The sequence below is a fragment of the Cryobacterium sp. 10I1 genome (assembly GCF_035019805.1).
GTDB classification, from domain to species: Bacteria; Actinomycetota; Actinomycetes; order Actinomycetales; family Microbacteriaceae; genus Cryobacterium; species Cryobacterium glucosi.
On record NZ_JASJVF010000030.1, the window covers coordinates 1 to 23,179 of the forward strand.

At 67.7% G+C, this 23,179-nt stretch carries 20 protein-coding genes and 1 pseudogene; 7 read left to right on the plus strand and 14 right to left on the minus strand.

Annotated features, from left to right (window positions below):
- Window positions 1-322: 322 nt before the first annotated feature.
- The gene (locus tag QN345_RS04875) at window positions 323-886 is read right to left on the minus strand and encodes an isochorismatase family protein (protein ID WP_322188781.1); all 564 of its coding nucleotides are present in this window, start codon (window positions 884-886) and stop codon (window positions 323-325) included.
- Window positions 887-985: 99 nt separating this feature from the next.
- On the opposite strand from QN345_RS04875, the gene QN345_RS04880 reads away from it, so the two are divergent.
- Both QN345_RS04880 and QN345_RS04885 read left to right on the plus strand, forming a co-directional pair.
- The gene (locus tag QN345_RS04880; RefSeq protein ID WP_134449113.1) at window positions 986-1,369 is read left to right on the plus strand and encodes a VOC family protein; all 384 of its coding nucleotides are present in this window, start codon (window positions 986-988) and stop codon (window positions 1,367-1,369) included.
- A gap of 78 nt (window positions 1,370-1,447) precedes the next feature.
- On the plus strand, window positions 1,448-2,464 hold the full coding sequence (locus QN345_RS04885) for a zinc-dependent alcohol dehydrogenase (RefSeq protein WP_322188783.1): 1,017 nt from the start codon (window positions 1,448-1,450) through the stop codon (window positions 2,462-2,464).
- 218 nt (window positions 2,465-2,682) lie between these two features.
- On the opposite strand, the gene QN345_RS04890 is transcribed toward QN345_RS04885, so the two are convergent.
- Together QN345_RS04890 and QN345_RS04895 are read right to left on the minus strand one after the other, a co-directional pair.
- Window positions 2,683-3,180, minus strand: a complete 498-nt coding sequence (locus QN345_RS04890; RefSeq protein WP_134449115.1) for a GNAT family N-acetyltransferase — start codon at window positions 3,178-3,180, stop codon at window positions 2,683-2,685.
- Window positions 3,181-3,348: 168 nt separating this feature from the next.
- A complete protein-coding gene (locus QN345_RS04895) occupies window positions 3,349-4,203 on the minus strand; it encodes an NAD(P)H-binding protein (RefSeq protein WP_322188785.1) in 855 nt (284 codons plus the stop codon).
- 92 nt (window positions 4,204-4,295) lie between these two features.
- Between QN345_RS04895 and QN345_RS04900 the strand changes: the two are divergent.
- A pseudogene (locus QN345_RS04900) lies at window positions 4,296-4,655 on the plus strand (winged helix-turn-helix transcriptional regulator); the annotation flags it as partial.
- 333 nt (window positions 4,656-4,988) lie between these two features.
- Here the strand turns inward: QN345_RS04900 and QN345_RS04905 are convergent.
- Window positions 4,989-6,317: a 2-oxo acid dehydrogenase subunit E2 gene (locus QN345_RS04905; RefSeq protein WP_322188787.1), complete on the minus strand. Its 1,329-nt coding sequence runs from the start codon at window positions 6,315-6,317 to the stop codon at window positions 4,989-4,991.
- Window positions 6,317-8,503: an alpha-ketoacid dehydrogenase subunit alpha/beta gene (locus QN345_RS04910; RefSeq protein ID WP_322188789.1), complete on the minus strand. Its 2,187-nt coding sequence runs from the start codon at window positions 8,501-8,503 to the stop codon at window positions 6,317-6,319. The genes QN345_RS04905 and QN345_RS04910 overlap by 1 nt, the downstream gene beginning before the upstream one ends.
- 173 nt (window positions 8,504-8,676) lie before the next feature.
- On the opposite strand from QN345_RS04910, the gene QN345_RS04915 reads away from it, so the two are divergent.
- Window positions 8,677-9,210: a VOC family protein gene (locus QN345_RS04915; RefSeq protein WP_134558319.1), complete on the plus strand. Its 534-nt coding sequence runs from the start codon at window positions 8,677-8,679 to the stop codon at window positions 9,208-9,210.
- Entirely contained in the window at window positions 9,207-9,899 is a 693-nt protein-coding gene (locus QN345_RS04920; RefSeq protein ID WP_241975242.1) for a GntR family transcriptional regulator, read from the plus strand. The genes QN345_RS04915 and QN345_RS04920 overlap by 4 nt, the downstream gene beginning before the upstream one ends.
- Before the next feature lie 21 nt (window positions 9,900-9,920).
- Here the strand turns inward: QN345_RS04920 and QN345_RS04925 are convergent, their stop codons facing one another.
- From QN345_RS04925 to QN345_RS04935, 3 genes are all read right to left on the minus strand, one after another.
- Window positions 9,921-10,982, minus strand: coding sequence for a 2,3-butanediol dehydrogenase (locus QN345_RS04925; protein ID WP_322188793.1), 1,062 nt, complete (start codon window positions 10,980-10,982; stop codon window positions 9,921-9,923).
- Window positions 10,979-12,187, minus strand: a complete 1,209-nt coding sequence (eboE, locus tag QN345_RS04930; RefSeq protein ID WP_322188795.1) for a metabolite traffic protein EboE — start codon at window positions 12,185-12,187, stop codon at window positions 10,979-10,981. Before eboE ends, QN345_RS04925 begins: the two co-directional genes overlap by 4 nt.
- Before the next feature lie 177 nt (window positions 12,188-12,364).
- A complete protein-coding gene (locus QN345_RS04935) occupies window positions 12,365-13,012 on the minus strand; it encodes a helix-turn-helix domain-containing protein (RefSeq protein ID WP_134449124.1) in 648 nt (215 codons plus the stop codon).
- A 262-nt stretch (window positions 13,013-13,274) separates the two neighbouring features.
- Between QN345_RS04935 and QN345_RS04940 the strand changes: the two genes are divergently transcribed.
- Window positions 13,275-14,360 carry an SDR family oxidoreductase gene (locus tag QN345_RS04940; RefSeq protein ID WP_241975243.1) on the plus strand — a complete coding sequence of 362 codons (1,086 nt, stop codon included), beginning with the start codon at window positions 13,275-13,277 and terminating at the stop codon, window positions 14,358-14,360.
- 78 nt (window positions 14,361-14,438) lie between these two features.
- Here the strand turns inward: QN345_RS04940 and QN345_RS04945 are convergent, their stop codons facing one another.
- From QN345_RS04945 to QN345_RS04965, 5 genes are all read right to left on the minus strand, one after another.
- Window positions 14,439-15,419 carry a zinc-dependent alcohol dehydrogenase gene (locus tag QN345_RS04945; RefSeq protein WP_134558322.1) on the minus strand — a complete coding sequence of 327 codons (981 nt, stop codon included), beginning with the start codon at window positions 15,417-15,419 and terminating at the stop codon, window positions 14,439-14,441.
- An 84-nt stretch (window positions 15,420-15,503) separates the two neighbouring features.
- Complete coding sequence (locus QN345_RS04950) at window positions 15,504-16,562, minus strand: 2,3-butanediol dehydrogenase (protein WP_323504539.1); 1,059 nt, start codon at window positions 16,560-16,562, stop codon at window positions 15,504-15,506.
- A complete protein-coding gene (locus QN345_RS04955) occupies window positions 16,559-17,617 on the minus strand; it encodes a zinc-dependent alcohol dehydrogenase (RefSeq protein WP_323504540.1) in 1,059 nt (352 codons plus the stop codon). The genes QN345_RS04950 and QN345_RS04955 overlap by 4 nt, the downstream gene beginning before the upstream one ends.
- Window positions 17,618-17,624: 7 nt before the next feature.
- Window positions 17,625-19,007 carry a M24 family metallopeptidase gene (locus QN345_RS04960; protein ID WP_134449129.1) on the minus strand — a complete coding sequence of 461 codons (1,383 nt, stop codon included), beginning with the start codon at window positions 19,005-19,007 and terminating at the stop codon, window positions 17,625-17,627.
- A 69-nt stretch (window positions 19,008-19,076) separates the two neighbouring features.
- Window positions 19,077-19,307, minus strand: a complete 231-nt coding sequence (locus tag QN345_RS04965) for an SDR family oxidoreductase (protein WP_134449130.1) — start codon at window positions 19,305-19,307, stop codon at window positions 19,077-19,079.
- A 295-nt stretch (window positions 19,308-19,602) separates the two neighbouring features.
- Between QN345_RS04965 and QN345_RS04970 the strand changes: the two genes are divergently transcribed.
- The gene (locus tag QN345_RS04970) at window positions 19,603-20,481 is read left to right on the plus strand and encodes an NAD(P)-dependent oxidoreductase (protein ID WP_323508478.1); all 879 of its coding nucleotides are present in this window, start codon (window positions 19,603-19,605) and stop codon (window positions 20,479-20,481) included.
- A 78-nt stretch (window positions 20,482-20,559) separates the two neighbouring features.
- On the opposite strand, the gene QN345_RS04975 is transcribed toward QN345_RS04970, so the two are convergent.
- Window positions 20,560-23,106 (minus strand): ATP-binding cassette domain-containing protein, encoded by a 2,547-nt coding sequence (locus QN345_RS04975; protein WP_323508479.1) that lies wholly within the window; start codon window positions 23,104-23,106, stop codon window positions 20,560-20,562.
- Between the last annotated feature and the right edge of the window lie 73 nt (window positions 23,107-23,179).

The window sequence follows — 23,179 nt, forward strand, 5'->3', positions numbered from 1 at the left end:
CTCTGACACGGAGTGCGCGGCAGCGGCAGCGGTTGCTACTGTCCGGACCTCCGCCTCGGCGCGCGGCGCGGCCGCCGTGACACCCGCGACGATGAGCGCCGCCGCCAGGATGCCGACGCCGGCTCGCCTTCCGATCCGACCCGGTCGCACTATCGAGGCCTGCGTAATCCTGCCCATTCGTCACTCCACGTTCGGGTCGCGCGAGGTTTGAGCTTCCACTTTCGGCATCCAGTGTGCTGCGCCCCCGCGGGCCACGGAAGTCCGTCCCGGCGATTTCCCAGCCTCGAGCGAAGCGCTGTTTCCGTCCGACGGCCCGGTCGCCTCAGGAGGACGGCGCCGTGAAGTCAAGGTCGGCAGTGGTCACCGTGCCCGCTGTCCGCCCGGGGGCCGTGTGGTATTCCCAGTACAGGTTGGTGTGGGCGATCACCAGGTCCGGCGGCGGCGCACCAAAGCCGCTCAGGTCCTCGGTGGTGTGGGCATCACTGACGAGGATGGCGTCGTAGCCGCGGACGATCGCGCCGTGGAGCGTCGACCGGATGCACTCATCCGTTTGCGCACCGGCGATCACAAGACCGCCGATGCCGCGTTCGGCGAGCACGGACTCGAGGTCGGTGTCCTCGAAGGCGTCGGCGTACGCCTTGTGCACGAGCGGTTCCGCCTCGAGGCGCACGAGTTCGGGTACGAGCTGCCAGGAAGCACTCCCCTGCGGCTGGTCGTCGTTGTGGTGCTGCACCCAGATGAGGTCGACGCCGGCGGCTCGCGCCTTGTCGACGACGCTGCTGACGTTCCCGACGATCGCGTCCCGATCGTAGGCGTCTTTCACGAAACCGGTCTGGACGTCGATGACGAGCAGAGCGGTGTTCGGCCGGTTGTCGAGGGTGGTCACGATTCCTCCTCAGAAGCTGTCGGACGGTGTCACGAGGCCACGCTACGCCGCGGCGCCGTTCGCCGCGAGTGGCTGTCGCTCCTTGATACAGTGACGACCATGGACATGCGACTGGAGCTTGTGCCGTTGCCCGTTGCGGACGTCGAACGGAGCAAGGCCTTCTACGTGGATGTTGTCGGCTTCCACCTGGATCACGATGTGCAGCCAGGCAACGGAATGCGGATCGTGCAGCTGACCCCTCCGGGCTCGGCGTGCTCCGTGGTCATCGGGACCGGCATGGGGAATGGACCTGAGCACGGCACGGTCAAGAACCTGCACCTGGTCGTCTCCGACATCGGCGCAGCACGGGACGAACTCGTGAACCGTGGCCTGCAGATCACCGAGATCCACGACATGGGTGGCGTCAAGTACGCGTACTTCAGCGATCCTGACGGCAACTCCTGGGCGCTTCAGGAAATCGGCCGGTACGCGAAGCCTGCCTGACGCGCACCCGAACCCGCTTCGTACCAGCTCGTGGAGCTTCCCAGGCTGATCTCGTGATCCACGCCGAAAGGAAGCACCATGAAGGCCTTTGTCATCACCGCGCCCGGGGAAGCATCCGTGCAGGATGTCGCCCCGCCGGTTGCGGGGCCCGGCCAGGTCGTCGTCGATGTCGCGAGAGTCGGCGTCTGCGGAACCGACGTCGAGTTCTTCACCGGCGAGATGCAGTACCTGCACGACGGCAAGGCCCGGTACCCGATGCGGATCGGCCATGAGTGGGCCGGGACCGTGACCGCGCTCGGCGCAGGCGTCGACCGGCGGTGGCTCGGTCGCCGGGTCACCGGCGACACCATGCTCGGCTGCGGGGTGTGCCGTCGGTGCCTCCGCGGCCTGCAGCATGTCTGCGAGTTCCGCTTCGAGGTCGGCATCCTCGGCGGCTTCCCCGGTGCCCTCGCCGAACAGCTCGCGGTGCCCGCCACCTCGCTGTTCGAGCTGCCCGACACCGCCGACGACGTGCTCGGCGCGCTCGTCGAACCGGGCGGTAACGCGCTGCGTTCCGTTCGGGGTGCAGCACTGGAACCCGGCGACCGGGCGCTCGTCCTCGGAGCGGGCACGATCGGTCTGCTCATCGCCTTGTTCGCCCGGCAGCAGGGTGCAGAGGTGCACGTGATGGGACGGTCCGCGCGCTCACTGGACTACGCCAGGAGCCTCGGCTTCGACGGAGTCTGGACCGACGCCGACCTGCCGGAGTCGCCCTTCGACGCCGTCATCGACGCCTCCAACGCGGCCGCCCTGCCCGCCCGCGCCCTCGACCTGGTCGAGCCGGGGAAGCGCGTGGTCTACGTCGGTCTCGCCGGCAGCCCGAGCCTGATCGACACCCGAACCCTCGCTCTCAAGGACGTGACGGCGGTCGGCATCCTGAGCGCCTCCCCGGGGCTCAGGGGCACGATCGACCTCTACGCGAGCGGTGCCGTCGACCCGCGCCCGCTCGTCGCCGCGACGGTCGGGCTCAGCGGTGTGCGAGAGATCCTGGCCGGGCATCGCCCCGCCGGCGCCGGCCTCGGTCCCAAACTGCACGTCGACCCCCGGCTCGCCTGACGTCGTTCCCGACAACGCCGCCAAAAACGACACCGCCCCGCACTGCACCGATTCGATTCGATTCGACGGAGCGTCTCCCGCGCCGGCGTTCGCGAGAGTGCGCTTTCGGCCGTTGAATCGCAGGCAAAGTCAAGCGGCCTTCAGAGCCACACGTGCACTCTCGCGGCACGGCGGGGCGAGCGGATGCGGGGCGACGCGGGAATGTGGAGCGGTGCAGGTCAGGCGAGCAGCTTCTCGAAGCAGAACGAGTGTGGGATCGCCTCGATGTACGGTTCGTAGATCGGGATCGGCGTGTAGCCGATCTTCTCGTAGAGGGCGACCGCATCCGGTTGCTTGCTGCCGGTCTGCAGGATGAGCCGCGGCACGCCGGCGGCACGGGCGATGCGCTCGAGCTCGTTCATCAGGGCACGGCCGACCCCGCGCCCGCGCTGGTCGTCGGAGACGATCACGCGCTTGACCTCCCAGTCGCCATCATGGGTGCGCAGGGCCGCGTGGGCGATGGGGGTGCCGTCGCCGTCGACCACGAGCACGGTCGCGAGAATGTCGGCGGGGTCGATCCTGAGCGCCGCGGTCACGGCGTCATCGAGTTCGGGGCTGCCAGGGCCGGCGTAGCGCGCGGTCATCTCCACGTCCATCCGCGCGCGCAGCACGGCGGCGCGCGGGTCGTCCCACTCCACCCGCTCGAAACGGAACAGGCGTTCGGTACTGCCACTCATCGTCGGGTCCTTCGTCTGCGTGTGCTCGGGTGTGTGCAGTGCGATCTCTGCAATCGCACAGCCTACCGACCCGGGGGCGGATGCCGCCGCGTCCACTCCCCGGGGCATGGCCGGGGCGGATGCCGTCAGGTCCACCTCCGGGGCATGGCCGGGCCGGGACAGGCGAGGTTAGACGCTCGCGGCGAGGCCCTCCGCGAGCGGCGTCGTCGGCCGTCCGATCAGGCGGGCCAGGTCGCCGCTCGTCTCGCCGAGCAGCCCGTCGCGGATGTTGGCGTCGAGACCGACGACGAAGCCCACCGTGCCCTCGTCGAGGCCGAAGGACGCGAGCAGCTCCGCGTGTGCTGCGGGTGTCAGGTTCCGGAAGGCCACCGATGAGTCGATGAGGGTTCCGATCGTGGCTGCGAGTTCGTCGAAGTCCCAGGCGTGGTCGCCCGAGAGCTCGAGGGTCTTGCCCGCGAGCGAGTCGTCGAGGATGGCCGCGGCCGCGGCATCCGCATAGTCGGCCCGGCTCGCGCTCGCGACCCGGCCGTCGCCGACGCTCGCGACGATCTCGCCGGCCTGGCGTGCCCTCTCGATTTCACCGGTGTAGTTCTCGGTGTACCAACCGTTGCGCAGGATGCTGAAGGGGACCCCCGAGGCGATCAGGAACTCCTCGGTCGCCTTGTGCTCCGGGGCCAGCAGGAGCGCGGAGGCCGTGGCCTTCGGGGCGCTCGTGTAGACGATGCGCCCGACGCCGGCGGCCTGGGCGGCCGCGATCACGGCGGTGTGCTGCGGCACGCGCTGGCCGACCTCGCTGCCGGAGACGAGCATCAGCACGTCGCCCGGTTCGACGACGGCGGTCACGGTCTCGGGGTTGCCGTAGTCGAGGACTGCGGTGCGCACGCCGAGTGCGGCGAGAGCGGACAGCTTGTCGACATTGCGGGCTGTCGCGACGATGCTCTCCGGGGCCGCGCCGCGGGCGAGGAGGGATTCGACGATGAGGTGGCCGAGGTGACCAGAGGTGGCGGTGACGATGTATGACATGTGTTGTCCTTTCGGTGGCGTGTCAGAGTCAACCACGGGACGGTCGAGTACCTTCCCGCGCACAGGTACCCACCTTTAGGTAAGCTACCTGCATGAAGGTTAGTTTCGATGTCTCGCGGGCGCGTCCCGGCGCCGTCGCCGGCGTCTACCCGGCCAAATGCGCCACGCGCACCGTGCTCGACCACGTCACGAGCAAGTGGGGCGTGCTCATCCTGCTCGCCCTGCAGCAGGACTCGCTCCGCTGGGGCGAGCTCCGGCGGTCCATCGAGGGCATCAGCGAGAAGATGCTCGCATCGACCCTGCGCACCCTCGAGTCAGACGGCTTCGTGAACCGGGAGGCGCAGGCGACGATCCCGCCGCGCGTCGACTATGAACTGACGGCCAGGGGCCACGAGCTCGCCGACCGCCTCGTCCCCCTGATGGACTGGATCGCGGACAACGCCGACGAGATCACCGGCACGCCCGCTTTCGCGGGCGGCGCGGGCGCTTGTGGTCAGATGGTGGTACTGACGATCGAGGGCGCGAGTGAGGGAACGCACCTGCTTCATCTGCTCTTCATCCGCGCGGCATTGGCGCTCCCGCTCGAAGTCATCCTTGCAGCCCGTCCCGTAGGCGAGGGAGATCGCTCGCAGCGCCCTGCCGCTCCGTTCTGCAGCGAGGAGCGCGGCCAGCCGTTCCGATTCCGCGGCAAGGGATGCCCGCTCTGCTACGAGACGTTCGAGTCGGGGATCCATATGCGCGCCTTTGCTCACGGGGAAGTCAACGGTCATCAGAGCCCGCCGACGTCAAATGATTATAGAGAGTGGATTCTCGATACAGGCCACGAACTGCGCCATCCATTCGGCGGCCACCGCACCGTCGACCACACGGTGATCGGCCGAGAGGGTGACGGTCATCACGGTGCCGACCGAGAGCTGTCCCGCGTCGACGACCGGCCGTTGTTTCGCGGCGCCGACGGCGAGAATGCCGGACTGGGGCGGGTTCAGGATGGCCGAGAACTGGTCGACCGCGAACATGCCGAGATTCGAGACGGCAAAGCTGCCGCCCTCGAGTTCCTCTTGCCTCAGCTTCCCCTTCCGCGCCCGTCCGGCGAGGTCGGCGACCCTCTCGCTGATGCTCGTCAGCGTGAGGCCTTCGACGCCACGCAGGACCGGAGTGAGCAGTCCTGTTTCGGTGGACACCGCCACCGAGAGATCGACGTGCTCGAATCGTCTCGTAGCGGTCTCGGTCCAGATCACGTTCGCCGCGGGCACCCGGACGAGCGCTACCGCGACGGCCTTGACCACAAAGTCGTTGACCGAGATCTTCCGCGGCGACGTCGCGTTGATCTCGCCGCGGAGGGTGAGGAGGCGCTCGACGCGGCAGTCCGCCGTGATGTAGAAGTGTGGAACCGTCGACTTGCTCTCGGTCAGGCGGCGCGCGATCGCCCGTCGCATCCCCGTGTGGGGAACATCGGTGAACCCGGAGGCGTCGACCACGGATGTGCCGGTGGTGCGGGCCGAGGGTGCCGCTGGAACGGACACCGCAGGAGACGCCACAGGCATGACGGGCTCGGGCCGGGACTCGGCTGCAGTCACGGGCGCGGGCTTGAGGGTGTCGAGGTCCCGGCGCACGATCCGCCCGTTCGGGCCACTGCCGACGACGCGGGATAGGTCGAGCGCGCGTTCCCTGGCGATGCGGCGCACGAGCGGACTGGCGAATTGACGCTGGCCGCTGGCTGCGGCGAGCGGTACCTGCGCCCCGTCCGGGGCCGATTCGACCGGGACCACTCCGACCGGCGTCGCCGCCTCCGCGGCCGCCGTCACCGGGGTCGCAGGCCCTGCCTGCTCCGGGACGTCCCCGGCGAGGAAGGCATCGATGTCCGACTCCGCCTCACCGACGGCGGCGATCACGCCGATCGGCACGCCCACTTCGACGGGCACGCCCTCGGGGACGATGACGCGCGCGAGCACACCTTCCGTCTCGGCGCGGTACTCGACGACCGCCTTCTCCGTTTCGATCTCGGCGAGCGGCTGGCCGATCGCCACAGTGTCGCCCACCTTCACCAGCCAGGTCTGGATGGCGGCTTCTGCGGCATTGGCGAGCACCTCCGGCATGCGCACGAGCGTTGCCATCAGCGGGTTCCCAGACCGAGCTTGATGATCTCGAGGCCGGCGACGACGTCCTCGGTGCGCGCAATGGCCGCCCGCTCGAGCACGCGTGAGATGCTCGGGCTTGCCTCGCCGCCGGTCACGCGTTCGACCGGCTGGTCGAGGTAGTCGAAGAACCGGCGTTGGATCTCATCGGACAGCCAGGCACCATACGACGTGCCGCGGGCCCCCTGTTCGACGATGAGCACGCTGTTGGTCTTGCGGATGCTCGTGCCGATGGTCTCCCAGTCGATCGAGGCCCGGTCGAGCCAGCGCAAGTCGACGACGTCGGCGCTCATGCCGGTCAGTTCGACGGCCTCGATGGAGTGCTTGACCATGGACAGGTAGCTGATCACGGTGACGTCGGTGCCTTCACGGCGCAGGGCCGCCTTCCCCAGCGGGATGAAGTAGTCGAGGTCGCCGGCGGGCACGTCACCGCTGTCGGCATAGAGGTCGACATGCTCGATGACGAGCACCGGGTCCTGCAGGGCCAAAGCGGTGTTCATCAGGCCGATGTAGTCAGCCGCCGATGACGGTGCGACGATCCGCCAGCCGGGGCTCGTCGCGAAGATGCCCGCGGGGTCCATCAGGTGCTGCGAGCCGTAGCCGCTTCCCATCGCGACCTTCGTGCGCAGCACGAGGGGCACCGGATTCTCGCCGCCGAACATGTGCCGCGCCTTGCCGATCTGGTTGAAGACCTGGTCGGCGGCCACCCACATGAAGTCCGGATACATGAATTCAACGACCGGGCGGTAGCGCCCGTCGAGCGCCATCCCGCCGCCGAGGCCGGCGAACGCGTTCTCGCTGATCGGCGTGCCGAGCACACGGCCCTCGAACTTCTTCGCAAGCCCCTTGGTGGCGCCGTTCGTGCCGCCGTTGAGGCGGTGCACGTCTTCGCCGAGCACGACGATCCGTGCGTCCTCTGCCATGCGGCGGTCCATCACGCCGGCGACGGCGTCGACGAACTTCTTCGTTTCGAGCTCGCCCCGGTATTCGGTCGGCTCGAGCGTGCGCAGTCCGGTCAGTTCGCTCGCGTCGCCCCGCACCCCGACATTGACGAAGTCGACGTCGGGCCAGAGGTCCGGCCGGATCCGGCGCTTCCCCGCCGACTCCGGGTCGGCCTCGAGCAGCTGGGCCACTGCATCCCGCATCGCGGACTGGGCCTGCTCGCGCACCGCGGCGATGCCGGCCGTGTCGATCTGGCCGAGCGCGATCATTTCGCGGGCGACCCGGTCCAGCGGGTCACGGGCCCGCCAGGCCGCCTCTTCCTCCTTGGTCCGGTAGCCGAAGGCGCTGCCCGGATACGGTCCGTTCTGGTGGAAGAAGCGGTAGACCTCGACCTCGACGACAGCGGGTCCCTGGCCGGACCGCATCACCTGCTCGGCCTCCTTCGTCGCCAGGTGCACGGCGAGCGGGTCCATACCGTCGACGCGCCAGCTGGGAATGCCGAACCCAAGCGCGCGGGCCGAGAGCCGAGGCTCACCGGTCGACTCGGCCACCGTGGTGGACACAGCGTAGAGGTTGTTCTCGATGAAGAAGGCAAGCGGCAGCTTCCACGCCGAAGCGAGGTTCATCGTTTCAAGGACCGAGCCGATGTTGGTCGCGCCGTCCCCGAAGTAGCTCACCGTGACATCCGTCGTTCCCGCGTGCTTCTGGGCCCAGGCGTTGCCGGCCGCGAGCGGAACCCCGCCGCCGACGATCGCGTTGGTGCCGAGCGCGCCGGCCTCGAACCACTGCAGGTGCATCGAGCCGCCGCGGCCCCGGCAGTAGCCCTGGGCGAGCCCGAGAATCTCGGCGAGGGTGCGCTGCAGCACGGTCTGAATGTCCGCGGTCACGAGCGCCGCGGGGTCGAGGGCGCCGCCGGAGACATGGTTGATCGCCTTGGCGAGGAACTGGTGGTGCCCTCGGTGCGAGCCGTTGATCGCATCCGTCGACCCGAGGCCGACGATCGAGCCGACCGCCCCGCCCTCCTGGCCGATGCTGGAGTGCGCTGGCCCGTGCACGAGGCCCTCGCCGGCGAGTTCGAGCACGGTTTCTTCGAAGGCACGGATGAGATGCAGCTGGCCGAGCATGGTGGCCAGGAGTGCCGGGTCCGCACTCGCCCAGTCCTGCGCCGTGGTGCTGAGTTCGATCCACGGGGCCAGGGGATCCAAACGTCGTCGTTCAGGCATGTGCCGGTCTCCATTGGTCGTGTCGATCGCGGGGATCGACTACATGTGACCAACACTGTATCGTTGATTGAATCCAATGCCAAGGATTGTTCGCAATATCTCCGATCAGGATGAACGCATTTCGGGTCTTTGGATACAATGAGAGAAATCAACGACGAACGAAGGAGTTCTCGATGGTCCACGGCATCCCGGGTCTGCGCGGCACGGAACACATTGGTTTCACGGTCCCCGACCTCGCCGAGGCAGAGCGGTTCCTGGTCGACGTGATCGGCTGCGAGCTCGTCTACGCGCTCGGGCCGTTCGCCCACCCCGACGACGAGTGGATGCTCGAGCACCTCGGCGTGCACCCGCGCACGGTGATGCGCGAACTCCGCTTCTTCCGGTGCGGTCACGGGCCGAATTTCGAGGTCTTCCAGTACGAACCGGCGGATGCCGCAGCTCCCGAACCGAGGAACAGCGACATCGGCGGGCATCACCTGGCGTTCTACGTGGACGACTTCGATGCCGCCCTCGAGCACCTGCGGGAGCACGGTGTGGAGATCATGGGCGCACCGACGTCGAGTTCCAGCTGGAGCACCGGCCAGCGCTGGGTCTACTTCCGCAGCCCCTGGGGCATGCAGTTCGAGCTCGTGAGCTACCCGGACGGCAAGGCCTACGAAAAGGATGCTGCCACTAAACTGTGGCATCCGGCCCACCCCGCCGAATGACCGACACCACCGACCGGACGGACCCCATGGCCAGCGCCCCCAGCCGCGACGGCAGCGCCGGCAGCCGTATCGCCACGCGATTGCGGGACGAGATCCTGTCCGGCGCATACGCCCCCGGCACCCGGATCCGCCAGGAGGACGTCGCCGAACAGTTCGGCGCGAGCCGGCTCCCCGTTCGCGAGGCGCTGCGCATCCTGGAATCCGATGGCCTCGTCACCCTCGTCGCGAACACCGGCGCCTGGGTCTCCCACCTGAGCCTCGCGGAGTGCGAGGAGATGTACCAGATCCGCGAGCGCATCGAACCCCTGCTGCTGCGCTACAGCCTGCCCAATCTGTCGCCGGAGACCCTCGGCCGCCTGCAGGAACTCGCCGATGAAATGCAGGCCGGCACGGACGTCGAAACGTTCCTGCGCCTCGACCGCGAGTTCCACCTGCTCTCCTACTCCGGCGCCGTGACGTCCATCCTGGGCGAGACCATCCACCGGTTATGGAACTCGACCCAGCACTATCGACGCGCTTTCACGACCCTGATCGGGCCCGATGTCAACCGCGCCGTCCACTACGAACACCAGTTGCTCGTCGGGGCGCTGAGGCGCGGCGACGGCGACGAGGCCGAGCGGATGCTGGCCGGCCACATCCGCCGCACCAGGCTCGAGCTGTCCACGCATCCGGCGCTCTTCGCCCAGTAGGCGGCCACTCGGGGCGCGGCATCACGAGCCGGCGCGCACGAGCACCTTGACCTGGTCGCCGGTCGGTGACAGCAGCGTGTCGAAGCCCTGGGCCACGACATCCTTCATCGCGATCTGGGCTGTCACGACCTTCTCCACCGGGTACCGACCCCTGTCGATCAGGTCGATGATGCGCGGCCAGTCGGTGACCGGGAAGCACCAGGTGCCCGAGATCGTAATGTCGTGCTCGGAGATGACCATCGGGTCGATGGCCGCAGCCTTCGTGTGCAGCCCGGTCTGGGAGATCCTCCCGGCAGAACGCACCGAGGCGATCGCCGCCTGCAGCGCCCGCTCGTTCCCCGAGCATTCGATCACCGCGTCGACACCGATACCGTCTGTCCGGTCGCGAAGCCAGCCCGGCACGTCGACGGCGGTCGGGTCGAGCACCACTCCGACGTCGAAGCTGCGCACGAGCGCCGCGCGCACCGGATTGACCTCCGAGACGAAGACGTTCGCCCCGAGCGAGGCTGCGTAGAGCGACGCGAGGGCGCCGATCGGACCGGCCCCGGTGATCAGCACGTTGTCGCCGGGGCGCACACGGGCGGTGTCCACCCCGTACGCCGCGACAGCGCCCGGTTCGACGACGGCGCCCTGCAGGTCGGACACGCCGTCGGGGAGCACTGTGACGTTCGCTGCGGGCACGATGGCGAGGTCGGCGATGCCGCCCCACTGGTAGCTGAGCCCGACGGCGGCCATCGTGCGGCAGAGGTGGTTCAGTCCCCTGCGGCAGAAGTAGCAGTGCCCGCAGGACAGCAGCGGCATCACCGACACCCGCTCGCCCGGCCGCACCGCGGTCACCCCCTCGCCGACCTCGACCACTTCGGCCGAGAATTCGTGGCCCAGAATCTGCGAGCCGCACGCCGCGGTGAGCGGATGCGGTTCCCGCGGAATCACGATCGGGCCCTGGGCGTATTCGTGCAGGTCGGTGCCGCAGATGCCGCACCACAACGGCCTGACCAGGATTTCGCCTGCGCGGGGCGACTCGGGAGCCGTGACCTCCTCGACGCGGATGTCGCCGGCTCCGTGGAAGACGGCAGCCCTCATGGACGGGGGTCCAGCAGCTCGGCGCGGACGAACTCGAGTTCGCGGGTCACGTAGTCGGTGATGTCGCCGGTCTTGAGGTGCGCCGGGAGCACGTCCCAGGTATACGTCTCGATTTCCAGGTGGTCGGAGAGCGGTGTCTCACGGTGCATCTGCAGCGCCTGCTGCACGGCGAACCGCGTCGTGACGAACGGGCCGAGTTCCTCGAGGAAGACCGGAACGTGGAAGTGGGTGCGGATCTCGGTGGGCACCGGGTGCTCCTCGAACGCGTCGAGCGCGTCGCCGAGGGTGAGGAACTTCGTGACCGCACCGTCCTGGCGCATCGTCGTCTGGCTCAGGTAGATCGTGTCGGTGAAGACGCGCAGCTGGGGGACGAGTGCAGGAGTGAGGTCCCTGACCCAGAGCGCCGCCGCCTCCTGGAGCTTGAAGATCGGGATCCCGGCGTCGACCAGGCTGCGGAGCGATGCCGGAATATCCTCGAATCCGACGGACTGGTGGCCGATGTCGAAGACGATGCCGAGGTATCGGCGCATCGCACCTTCGGCCTCCGACAGGGGCAGCCCGGCGAGCCGGGCGAGCTCGGCGATGCCCTGCGGCGAGTAGACCCGCTCGGTGAAGAACGCGACGGTCTCCGCCGTGGTCTCCAGGAAGCACGCGGGCTCCGGCTCGAGGGCGAGCTTGACCCGCCGACCCGTGCGCGCCTCGAGCTCGACGAGGTGGGCGACGACCAGGAACAGGTTGGTGGTGAACCGGGCGACGTAGTCGTCGTCCGTGACATTCGGAGCGAACGCGAGTGGGGCCGTCTGGATGCTGGGGCTCACGTCCGCCGGAGCGATCTCCGCGAGGATGTCCGCGACCGAGTTCGTATATGCGACCCTGTCGTCGGTCGACCAGTCCGGTTCATAGACCCGTTCCATCACCAGATCGCCCTTGAACGGCCCATACGGGAACGCGTTCACCGTGTAGACGTACAGGTCGTTGTCGTCGAGGAATGTCCGGAGCTCTGCCCGTTCTCCAGGGCTTGCTGCGAGGGTCTTCGCCGAGTCGGCCGAGATGCGCAGTGAGACGCCGAAGCGCTGATCGGGCGAGACCCGGGCTTTGACGTCGGGGACGAAGGTGTGCAGGCTCTCCTTCATCTCCGCCCACGTGTCGCCCGCGTGCACGAGGGTGGAATATGACAGGTGGCCGAGGCCGCGTCCGAGATCCATGGAGGTCTGGTCCTTTTCCGCCGGTCATCCGGCTCACATCGTCGTGATATCAAGGAAGGGTGTCGTCGTCTAAGACGAGAGTGAACACCCGTTAAGTATTCCTTAACACACAGGCTACGACGGCTCCAGCATCGCTGTCAACCGAACGCCTGACGCGTGCCTTACGGAATGGATCGGCTAAGCGTGCGCGCCGTGAACGAACCAGATTCCCTGGACGTCGATGCTTCCGGTGTTCTTCAGGCTGTGCGGGATCGAGGAATCGAAGCCGAGCGACTCGCCCGCATGCAGCGTGAATGCCTCGTCGCCGATCGTCACCTGCAACTCACCCGCGATGACATAGCCGTACTCGTAGCCGGCGTGGGAGACGGTGTCGCCCTCGTCCGTCGACGTGGCTCCCGGCGCGTAGACGATCTTCATGAAGTTGACGTCGCGCTCCGGCGTGGCGGCAAGACGTTCCCAGTTGACCCCTGCGGCCATGTTGAGCCGCGACCGATGAGAGGGATGCACCACGGAGACCCGGTTCGCATACTCGGACGGATGCCACGCCTCCGAGGGATTCGTCACGTCGCCCCGATTCAGGACTTCTTCGGGGTGGACTGCCGGAACTCCAGGGTCGAGGGCCGGTTTACTCTCGAAGAGGTCGTCGACGGACACGTTCAGCAACTGGGCGAAGGCATACAGGGTCGCGACGGACGGCTGTGACTTGCCGTTCTCGATCTGGGAGACGAAGGAGGGCGAAACGTCGACCTGTCTGGCCAGCTCGCGCAACGTCAGGCCGGCCTTGAGCCTGATGTCTTTCAGCCGAGACCCTAAATTGTCCATCATGTTCCTCTGTCACACATCAGCATGACGACGACGAGGACCTGCCTCGCATCATCATTGAAGCCCGGCTATACACCCCACGCTCCGGAAAAAAGGTGAGTACGGACAAATATACACAGGAAGAGCCCCGAATACCCCGCCACTAGGGCCAAATCGGCGGTTCTGGCGGTTCCGGCGCGGCTTGCCGGGAATTCCAATGTTAAGTATCATTGAACACCTCAGGACGGCGACAAGGAAGTCCCGTCCATCAGGAAAGGATCGACTTGTGACATCCCCCTCAACAGTTCCCCGGCGGCGCGCGCTCATCGTCGGAGCGACGGGCATCACGGGCCAGACGGTCGTGAAGCAGTTGGTCGACGCGGGCTGGGACGTGACCGGCCTCTCGAGGCGAGGCCACTCCGAGACGCCCGGCATCACCGCCGTGACGGCAGACCTCCTGGACCCCGAGTCCCTCGCCGCCGCGCTCACGGGCACCCGACCGGAACTCGTCGTGATCACGGCGTGGGTGAAGCGGGATACCGAGACCGAGAACATCGAGGTCAACAGCGCCCTCGTGCGCAACGTGCTCGCGGCGCTCGAAGGCGAGAAGTCGGTCAGGCACGTGGCCCTGATGACCGGGCTCAAGCACTACCTCGGCCCGTTCGACAACTATGCGACCGGCGTCACCGCGGAGACCCCGTTCCACGAGGACGAGCCACGGCTGCCGCAGCCGAACTTCTACTACGCGCAGGAGGACGAGCTGTTCGGGTCCGCCGCCCGGAACGGCTTCACCTGGAGCGTGCACCGCGCACACACCGTCTTCGGGTTCGCAACGGACAACGCGATGAACATGGTGCTCACCCTCTCCGTCTACGCCGCGATCTGCAAGGAACTCGGGCTGACGTTCACCTTTCCCGGCTCAGCCACCCAGTGGAACGGCGTCACAGACGTCACCGACGTCGACCTGCTCGCCGAGCAGATCATCTGGGCGGGCACGCACCCGGAGGGTGCCAACGAAGCGTTCAACATCGCCAACGGCGACGTCTTCCGCTGGCGCTGGCTCTGGCCGCGGGTCGCCGCGATCTTCGATGTTCCCTGGGCCGGTTTCGAGGGCGAACCCCGCCCGTTGACCGCGCAGATGGCCGGCAAGGACGAGGTCTGGAGCGCCATCGCCGAACGGGAAGGACTCGTCGAAACGGACGTCACCCGCCTCGCTTCCTGGTGGCACACCGACAGCGACCTCGGCCGCAACATCGAGTGCTTCACCGACATGAACAAGAGCCGCCAAGCCGGGTTCCTGGGCTTCCGGTCCACGCCGGACAGCTTCCTCGACAAGGTGGAGCGGTACCGCGCGGCGAAGATCATCCCCTAGGCCGTTTCCCCCAGCCCAAAGACGGATGTCCCGGACAAGCAGCGCTCGTCCGGGACATCCGTCGTTCAGATCTGTTCGCTATGCGGGCAGCACGGCGTCGAATTCGATGTGCGCCTTGATCGTGGTCGCCGGGTGGTGCGCGGCCTCCAGGGCGCCCAGTGCGTCGGCGGCCCCGAACCTCTGGGTGACGAGCGGGCTCAGGTCGATTCCGGTGTGAGCGAGGAAGCGCAGGGTTTCCGGCCACACTCCGGGCGAGCCGACCGAACCGGTGATCTTGAGCTCCTTGGACTGGATGAGCCCGAGCTTCGCCGGCGCCTCGCGCCCGACGTCGATGCCGATGTAGGCGACCCGGCCCCGGAAGGCGGCGAGTTCGAGCGCCTGGGCCATGACGGCCGGCCGGCCGCTCGCCTCGACGACGACATCCGCTCCGCGCCCGTCCGTCTGCTCGTTCAGGAACTCGACGATATCGTCGGGGTGCACGGCGTGGCGGGCGCCGAGTCGCAGCGCGGCATCGCGGCGTTCTGGCGAAGGCTCTACGACGATCGTCACGGCGCCGAGGGCCGAGGCGGCCGCGGTGACGGCGAGTCCGATCGGTCCGGCACCGAGCACGACGAGGGTGTCGCTCGCGTTGACGTTCCCGACCCGCATCAGCGCGTAGTACGCGACGCTGAACGGCTCGACAAGAGCGCCGTTCGTGTACGACACGCTCGCGGGAAGCTTGTGCAGCCATTCGGGCCTGGCCACGAAGAACTCCGCGGCCGCACCGCTGATCGAGAACCCGAAGTGGTCCTCCCCGATGACACACTCGCCGACGACCCGATCGCCGGCCGCGAAGTCCTGCACCCGGTTTCCCACCGCGACCACCTCACCGGACCATTCGTGTCCGGGAATGATCGGGTACTCGAACGGGATGATGTACCGACCCTCGAGCAGGTCGATGTCGGAGTGGCAGACCCCGACGGATCGCGCGGCGACGAGCACTTCGTCGGCTCCGATCGCGGGGATGGGCAGCTCGTCAATCCGGGGAACATTCTGTTCCGCGAAGCGCAGCGCTTTCATAACGGGATTCCAATCGTGGGGACGGGAGAGGGTGCGCGAGGGGTGCGCGTCAGTGTGGATCGAGGTCAGCCGTGTGAATCGACGTCAGCGTGCGTTGACGAGGACCTTGACCTGGTCGCCGGTCGGCGAGAGCAGGGTTTCGAAGCCCTTCTCGACGACATCCGCCATGCTGATCTGGGCGCTCACGACCTTCTCGACCGGGTACCGGCCGCGGGCGATCAGGTCGATGATGCGCGGCCAGTCCGTGACGGGATAGCACCAGGTGCCTGCGAGGGTGATGTCGTGTTCGGAGAGGACCATGGGGTCGATGGCCGCCTGCCTGGTGTGCAGGCCGGTCTGCGAGATGCGCCCGGCCGAGCGCACCGACGCGATGGCCGTCTGGAGGGCCCGTTCGTTGCCCGAGCACTCGATCACCGCGTCGACGCCGATTCCCTCGGTCTGGTCCTTGACCCAGGCGGCGACGTCGATCTGGGACGGATCGATCACCTCGCCCACGTCCAGGCTCCTCGCGAGCGCGACGCGGGTCGGATTGACCTCGGAGATGAACACGCGGGCACCGAGCGCCGAGGCGTAGAGCGAGGCGAGTGCGCCGATCGGACCGGCGCCGGTGATGAGCACGGTGTCCCCCGGCCGGACCTGCGCCGTGTCGACTCCGTAGGCGGCCACGGCTCCCGGCTCGACGAGGGCGCCCTGGAGGTCGGAGACGGAATCGGGCAGCACGCTCACGTGACTGGCCGGCACGACCGCGAGTTCCGAGATTCCTCCGGAGGCGAAGCTCAGGCCGACGCAGGCCATCGACTGGCACAGGTGGTTCAGGCCGCGGCGGCAGTAGTAGCAGCTGCCGCAGTACAGCAACGGCATCACGGACACCCGCTGGCCGACGCGCACCGACCGCACCCCGGAACCCACCTCGAGCACTTCCGCCGAGAACTCGTGCCCGAGAATCTGCGGGGCGGTGGCCCCGGTGAGCGGATGCGGGTGCGAGGGAATGACGATCGGCCCCATGGCGTACTCGTGGAGATCGGTGCCGCAGATGCCGCACCAGTACGGCCGCAGCAGCACGTCGAGGCTGCCGAGGGGTGGCGGCCCGTCCACGTCTTCGATGCGGATGTCGTGCGCGCCGTGGAAAACTGCTGCCTTCATGCTGCCCCTTGTCGTGGATCGAAGAGTACCTTGCCCTCGAGCCGGCCCGTCGCGAGTCGCTCGAGCTGTTCGGCGAGGTCGTCAAGAGGTCGGACGGAGTCGAGAAGTTCGGTGCCCAGATTGGTCGTCGCCAGAATACCCAGAGCGGGGGCGAGGTCGGTGCCGCACACGTGCGCAAGCGTCGTCCGCACGGTGATCTCGCGCATGACGAGCGAATGGATGTCCACAGACTGCTCTGTCGACGGCAGCCCGACCTGGAGGATGGTTCCGCCCTTGCGCACCATCGCGAGGGCATTGTTCAGTTGTCCGGGCGCCCCGCTGGCCTCGACCACGACGTCGGCGCCGAACGGCCCGATGGCCTCGGCGACGCGGGCGGCGGCATCCGCACCTGCCTCGACGACCCGTGTCGCGCCGAGGCGACGGGCTCGCTCGAGCCGCGCCCCCGGGAAGTCGATCACGGTCACGTCGGCGGACACGAGCGATTTCAGCCCGGCGAGCACGAAGGAGCCGATCGCCCCCGCCCCGATCAGGACCACGCGGTCACCGTCACGCACCCCGGACCGACGGGCGGCGTGCAGGCCGACGGCGAGCGGCTGGGCGAAGCCAGCGAGGTCGATCGGAAGTCCCTCGGGAACGAGGACGAGGGTGCTCTCCGGGCAGGAGACGAACTCGGCCATACCGCCGTCGGTGTTGAGCCCCAGTGTGTAGTACCGGTCGCAGAGATTCGTGCGACCTTCCGCACACCGGTCGCAGACGCCGCAGGACACACCCGCACCGCTCGCGACGATGTCGCCGACGGAAAAGTGGCTCGACTCGTCGACCTCGAGGACCTTCCCGACGAATTCGTGGCCGGGAATCATCGGGCCGGTCTGGCCGGTGACGGGGTGGCGGTGCTGCACCGGGAAGGTGAGCGGGCCGGCCTTCCACTCGGTGGCGTCCGTTCCGCACATGCCGCTGCGCAGCACCTCGAGCAGCGCTTCGCCCGGAGCCCGGACGGGCGGGGGCACCTCCTCGAGGCGGACATCGTGATCAGCGTGGTAGACCGCGGCGCGCATCGGCGCCCTACTCGGCTTCGCCGCGACCGGCGGCGGTGTTGAGGTGCGACTGGGAGTCGCGCACCAGGGACAACGGCCCCCCGACGCTGTAGTAGCGCTGGCCGGCAACGAGCAGGTCCTCTGCCGGGAACTTGGTGATCACCTGGCACCCCGTGGCGGTGACGACGACTTCTTCTTCGATGCGGGCCGCCCCGATGCCGTCGGCGGACGGCCAGTAGGTCTCGAGGGCGAAGACCATGCCCTCCACGAGCACCTCCGGGTGGTCGAGGGACACGAGCCGGGAGAAGATCGGCTTCTCCCAGATGGACAGGCCGACGCCGTGGCCGTACTGCAGGGCGAAGGCGGCTTCCTCGTCGGGGAAGCCGAATTCCTGGGCCGTCGGCCAGACCTTGACGATGTCGGCGGTGGTGGCCCCCGGGCGCACGAGCGCGATCGCCCTGTCCATGTACTGGCGGGCGATCTTGTAGGCGTCGTGCTGCGCCCGGCTCGCCGACCCGACCGCGAAGGTGCGGTAGTAGCAGGTGCGGTAGCCCTGGTAGCTGTGCAGGATGTCGAAGAAGGCGGGGTCGCCCGGCCGGATCAACCGGTCGGAGAAGACGTGCGGGTGCGGTGAGCAACGCTCCCCCGAGATGGCGTTCACTCCCTCGACGTACTCAGACCCCAGGTCGTAGAGCACCTTGGAAACCAGCCCGACGGCCTCGTTCTCACGCACGCCCGGCCGCAGGAATTCATACAGGGATTCGTACGCGGCATCCACCATCGACGCGGCCTGCGTGAGCAGCGCGATCTCGTCACCGGTCTTGACCGCCCGGGCGTTGAGGAACACCTGCTGGCCGTCGACGACGCGGATCCCCTCCTTCTGCAGGGCCATCAGGATGGGCAGCTCGATCACGTCGACGCCGAGCGGCTCGTTCTGCAGGCCGAACTTCTCCAGTTCGCGCTTGATCTTCTTGGCGACGCCCTCGGCGATCCCCGCGTCGGGGTGGAAGGCTCCGCGGAGGGTCGAGATTCCGGCGCGGGCACCGTTCTCGGCCCGCGGCCGGACCGCGCCGTGGTGCGGAGCGTGCGGGTCGGCATCCGCTTCGGCCGTCGTGGTCTGCAGCCAGGGGTTGTAGAGCTGGTGGTGCTTGGCCGCGGACCCGAAGTCCCAGACGATCGGGTCGCTGTGCCGGGTGAGCAGCGAGAAGCGGATGAGCTTGTCCATGGCCCAGGTGCCGATGTGGGTCGACGACATGTAGCGGATGTTGGAGAAGTCGAAGGCGAGCACGGCCCCGAGGTCCGAGCCGGACAACTCGCGCCGGAGCTTGGCGAGCCTGTCCGTGCGCAGGCGATCGAACTGGATGCGCTCCTCCCAGTCGACGGCGTTGGTTCCGAAAGTGGCTGTGGTCACGGTCGTGTCATTCCTTTGCTGAGTGTCGTGCAGAGTGTCGTGCAGAGTGCCGGAGGGCGGGCTGCCGGATCAGACGAGGTTCATGCCGCCCTCGACGGGGATGACCTGACCGGTGATGCAGTCGGAATCGCTCGCGGCCAGGAACACCGCTGTGGGCACGATGTCTTCGGGCGCGGCAGGCCGGCCCATCAGGATGTCGCCGGCCATCGAGTCGAAGCGGGAGTCGCCGGCCCCCATTTCGGCGAGCTCGGATGCGCTGCCTGTGACGACGACGGTCTTTTCGGCGAGTCGAATGCCCACGTGTTCTGCTCCTTTGCAGTACGAAGTCTGGTGTCCGGTCGGGGCCGGGGTATCGCAGCAATACTATTTTGTACAGTCTCACTGCACAAGGTGTTGGTTGACATTCAACTCAGCGGCGTCGGGCTTGTCAAGCGAACACTGCCATCGCGGGGGAATCACGTTGAGCAGACCGGGCACTCACGGTAGTGTTCACTGGAACTGCACAAAGGGCGGTTGCGCCCCAATCCGGCGCGACGGAGCGCCCGGCCGCTGGCCGGGATCCGGAAACCTCAGGACAATCTGGAAGGCGTGAACTATGTCGGACATCAGCTTCATCGGACTCGGCGAAATGGGCTCTGCCATGGCAGGCCGGCTCATCGAGTCCGGCCATTCGGTGCACGTCTGGAACCGATCGACCGGTGCGGCGGACGCCCTCGTCGCGGCCGGCGCCACCCGGGCGGTCTCCATCGCCGACGCCCTCAGCGTCGGTACCGTGATCTCGATGCTCGCCAATGACGCTGCCGCCGAGGCCGTCTTCAGTGCGGAGGCCCTCGCGGATGCGCCGGCCGGCACCCTGCACATCAACTGCGCCACGCTCAGCGTCGAGGCGACGGATCGGCTGACCGACCTGCACTCCCTCGCCGGGATCGACTACGTGGCGGCTCCCGTGCTCGGCCGGTCCAATATCGCGGCGGCCGGGAAGCTCAATGTGGTCGCGGCAGGCACGAAGAGCGCCATAGCCAGGGCGCAGCCGTGCCTCGACGCGATCGGCAAGCGCACCTGGGCCGTCGGCGAGCGGCCGAGCACGGCAAGCCTGGTCAAGATCGGCGTGAACTACAACCTCATCCACGCGCTCCAGGCCCTCGCCGAGTCGGTGACCCTGGTCGAACACGGTGGAGTCGATGGCATGACGTTCGTCGAGATCCTGACGGATGCCGCGTTCACGGGCAGCGTCTACACGGGCTACGGAAACCTGATCGCCCGCAAGGCATACAGCCCGCCCGGTTTCAGCGTCGGGCTCGGCCTCAAGGACCTGTCCCTCGCGGAGCGGGCTGCTGCTGCGAGCGGCGTCGTGCTCCCGACGGCGCCCGTGTTGCGCGACATGTTCGAGCGGGCTCTCGCCGATCCCGAACTCGCGCCCCTTGACTGGTCGGCCATCGCCGAGATCACCCGCGGGCTCAGCACCGCAGAGTGAAGCTCAAGACAGATGACAGAGCGCCGGGACCGGATCGGGCTCGGCGCTCTGTCGTCTCGGAACCGGTGACCGGGCGGCCTACCTGAGCGCGAAGGACGTCTTCCTGCGCTTGTTGTTGCGTCGTGCGACCGAGTAGACGATCGCCGCCACCAGGATGAGGAGCCCCTGGAACAGGTACTGCCACATCTGGGACAAGCCGAGGAAAGACGTCGCATTGAGGACCTGCACGAGCAGGATGGAACCGAGGAGCGTGCCGATGAAGGTGCCCCGCCCGCCGAGCAGGCTCGTTCCACCGAGCACGACCGCGGTGATGCTCGTGAGCGTGTAGCCGACGCCCTGGGCGGGGTCGCCGACCCCGATCTGCGCCATCAGCATCACGGCACCCACGAACGCGAACAGTGAAGTGGCCACATACGCGAGGATGACGGTCCGGTTGATATTGATGCCGTTCCTGCGCGCCGATTCCTCGTTGGACCCGGTCGCGCGCAGCTTCCAGCCCCAGCGTCGCTTCTTCAGGAAGAACTCGGTCACGAGCGTGGCCGCGACGAGCACGATGAATGCGACAGGCACCGGCCCGAGCTGCCACCCGATGATTCCGGTGACCGTCGAGTTGATGTACCCGTCCGGGGAGCTCCTGAGCAGGAAGCTGAATCCCTGCAACGCGATGTACACGGTCAGCGTCGCGGCGATGGGGGTGAACCGGGCGAACCTGATCAGCGAGCCGTTGACCACCCCGATGACGGCCGCCACGACGATCATGAGCACGAATCCGAGGACGATCATCATCACGGACTTGTCGTCGTTGATGAAGAACGACCCGATCACCACCAGGAACCCGGCGAGGGGCCCGACGGACAGATCGATACCTCCGATCAGCAGCGAGATGGTCTGCCCGAGAGCGATGAAACCGAGCGCCGTGACGAGGGTGAGCACGGAGTAGATGTTGAAGTCGGAGAGGTAGCGGGCGTTCTGGCTGAACAGGAACGACCCGAGCAGTGCGATGACACCGACCAGGAGCACCGCGGGGGTATAGTCGCCCTGCAGGAAACGACGGAGTCCGGAGTGCTTCGAGGCCGATTCATCCGCGACGACGGACACCGATCGGGTCGTCGAGCGGACGGCGGCGTGGATCATGCGTTCTTCGCTGATCGCAGCGCCCTGGAGCACTTCGAGCGCGTGCCCCCGCGACATCACGATGACCTGGTCGCACAGCCCCTCGAGCTCCTTCGCGTCGGATGAGGCGACGACGACGGGGATGCCGGAGGCCGAGACCTCACGCAGGATCCGGTAGATCTCGGCCCGGGCACCCACGTCGACGCCCTGCGTCGGCTCATCGGCCACGACCAGCAGCGGCTCGGAGAGCAGCGCCCGCGCCAGGACGACCTTCTGCTGGTTGCCGCCGGACAGGGAGGAGACGACGGAATCCATCGACGCGGCCTTGACCGCGAGCGAACCGAGCGTCTCGGCCACCGTGCCCAACTCACGCTTGCGGCTGAGCAACGGTCCCCGTTTGAACTTCGCCAGTGCCGAGACGGCGGCGTTCTCGCGCACCGAGAGGGACATCAGGAGGCCCTCGCGGTGCCGATCGGCGGGCATGTATGCCGCCTCCTGCAGGAGTTGCCGGGAGTTCAAGGTCTTGCCGGCGATGGCGACCGTTCCCGTGAAGTAGTCGAGACCGGCGAGCGCGCGCATCAGTTCGCTCTGGCCGTTTCCGACGACCCCGGCGATGCCGATGATCTCGCCCGGGCGGGCGCTGATCGAGATGTTCGCGAATCCCGAGCCGCTCAACCCGTTGATCGAGAAGTTCGTCTCGTCGTCCGGCGAGCCGATGTGCTTGGGCGGGAAGGTCGATTCGAGCTTGCGTCCCACGATCATCGCGAGCAGTTCGTCGTCGGTGATGTCGGCGACGCGGGCGCTGCCGCGGACGCGGCCGTCCCGAAGCACGGTCACCTTGTCGGCGAGCTCACGGACTTCGGCCAGGCGGTGGGTGATGTAGACGACGGCCGTTCCGTTCGACACGGACCTCCGCACACGTTCGAACAGCAGGTCGACGGATCCCTGGCCGAGGGGCGCTGTCGGTTCGTCGAGGATGAGGAGTTTCGGCTTGAGGGCAAGAGCCTTGGCGATCTCGAGCAAGTGCTTCTGGGCAACGGACAGGAGTTCCACGCGATCCTGAAGGTGCACGCTCAGGCCGGCGTCGGCGAGCAGCGCCTGAGCGGTGGCTTCCAGCGACGTACCGGACGCGAGGACCGCGGCGGGCAGGGCGACCTGCAGATTCTCCAGGACGGTCATGTCCGGGAGCACGGCGGGATGCTGGTGGACGATCGCGATTCCGAGCTGCACGGCGATGGCCGGTGTCAGCACGCCGATCGGGGTGCCCTCGAAGGTGATGCTGCCCCCGTCGGGTTGCGCCGTACCCGATGCCACGTTCATCAGCGTCGACTTGCCCGCGCCGTTCTCGCCGAGGATGGCGTGGACTTCGCCGGGCAGGATCTCGACGGAAACGTCCGAGAGGGCCGCGACGCCGGAGTAGAGCTTCGAGATGTTGGACATCACGAGGGTTGCGGGGGCGGCGGGCTCGACCTTGTCCGGCGTCGTCACGTCGACGGTGTCGTGGTTGTTCACAGTTGTGACCTTTTCCTGTCTGTGCAATGTGGGGAAACGAACCAGCCGTCGGGTCGGTCGCGACAGTCGCGAC

Excerpts from the sequence above, each read along its gene's own strand:
- QN345_RS04915 (WP_134558319.1), top strand. The coding sequence starts at position 8,677 with ATGGTCCACGGCATCCCGGGTCTGCGCGGCACGGAACACATTGGTTTC.
- QN345_RS04895 (WP_322188785.1), bottom strand. The coding sequence starts at position 4,203 with ATGTCATACATCGTCACCGCCACCTCTGGTCACCTCGGCCACCTCATC.
- QN345_RS04910 (WP_322188789.1), bottom strand. The coding sequence starts at position 8,503 with ATGCCTGAACGACGACGTTTGGATCCCCTGGCCCCGTGGATCGAACTC.
- QN345_RS04880 (WP_134449113.1), top strand. The coding sequence starts at position 986 with ATGGACATGCGACTGGAGCTTGTGCCGTTGCCCGTTGCGGACGTCGAA.
- QN345_RS04905 (WP_322188787.1), bottom strand. The coding sequence starts at position 6,317 with ATGGCAACGCTCGTGCGCATGCCGGAGGTGCTCGCCAATGCCGCAGAA.
- QN345_RS04920 (WP_241975242.1), top strand. The coding sequence starts at position 9,207 with ATGACCGACACCACCGACCGGACGGACCCCATGGCCAGCGCCCCCAGC.
- QN345_RS04885 (WP_322188783.1), top strand. The coding sequence starts at position 1,448 with ATGAAGGCCTTTGTCATCACCGCGCCCGGGGAAGCATCCGTGCAGGAT.
- QN345_RS04955 (WP_323504540.1), bottom strand. The coding sequence starts at position 17,617 with ATGCGCGCCGCGGTCTACCACGCTGATCACGATGTCCGCCTCGAGGAG.
- QN345_RS04935 (WP_134449124.1), bottom strand. The coding sequence starts at position 13,012 with ATGATGGACAATTTAGGGTCTCGGCTGAAAGACATCAGGCTCAAGGCC.
- QN345_RS04925 (WP_322188793.1), bottom strand. The coding sequence starts at position 10,982 with ATGAGGGCTGCCGTCTTCCACGGAGCCGGCGACATCCGCGTCGAGGAG.
- QN345_RS04970 (WP_323508478.1), top strand. The coding sequence starts at position 19,603 with ATGTCGGACATCAGCTTCATCGGACTCGGCGAAATGGGCTCTGCCATG.
- eboE (WP_322188795.1), bottom strand. The coding sequence starts at position 12,187 with ATGGATCTCGGACGCGGCCTCGGCCACCTGTCATATTCCACCCTCGTG.
- QN345_RS04945 (WP_134558322.1), bottom strand. The coding sequence starts at position 15,419 with ATGAAAGCGCTGCGCTTCGCGGAACAGAATGTTCCCCGGATTGACGAG.
- QN345_RS04890 (WP_134449115.1), bottom strand. The coding sequence starts at position 3,180 with ATGAGTGGCAGTACCGAACGCCTGTTCCGTTTCGAGCGGGTGGAGTGG.
- QN345_RS04950 (WP_323504539.1), bottom strand. The coding sequence starts at position 16,562 with ATGAAGGCAGCAGTTTTCCACGGCGCGCACGACATCCGCATCGAAGAC.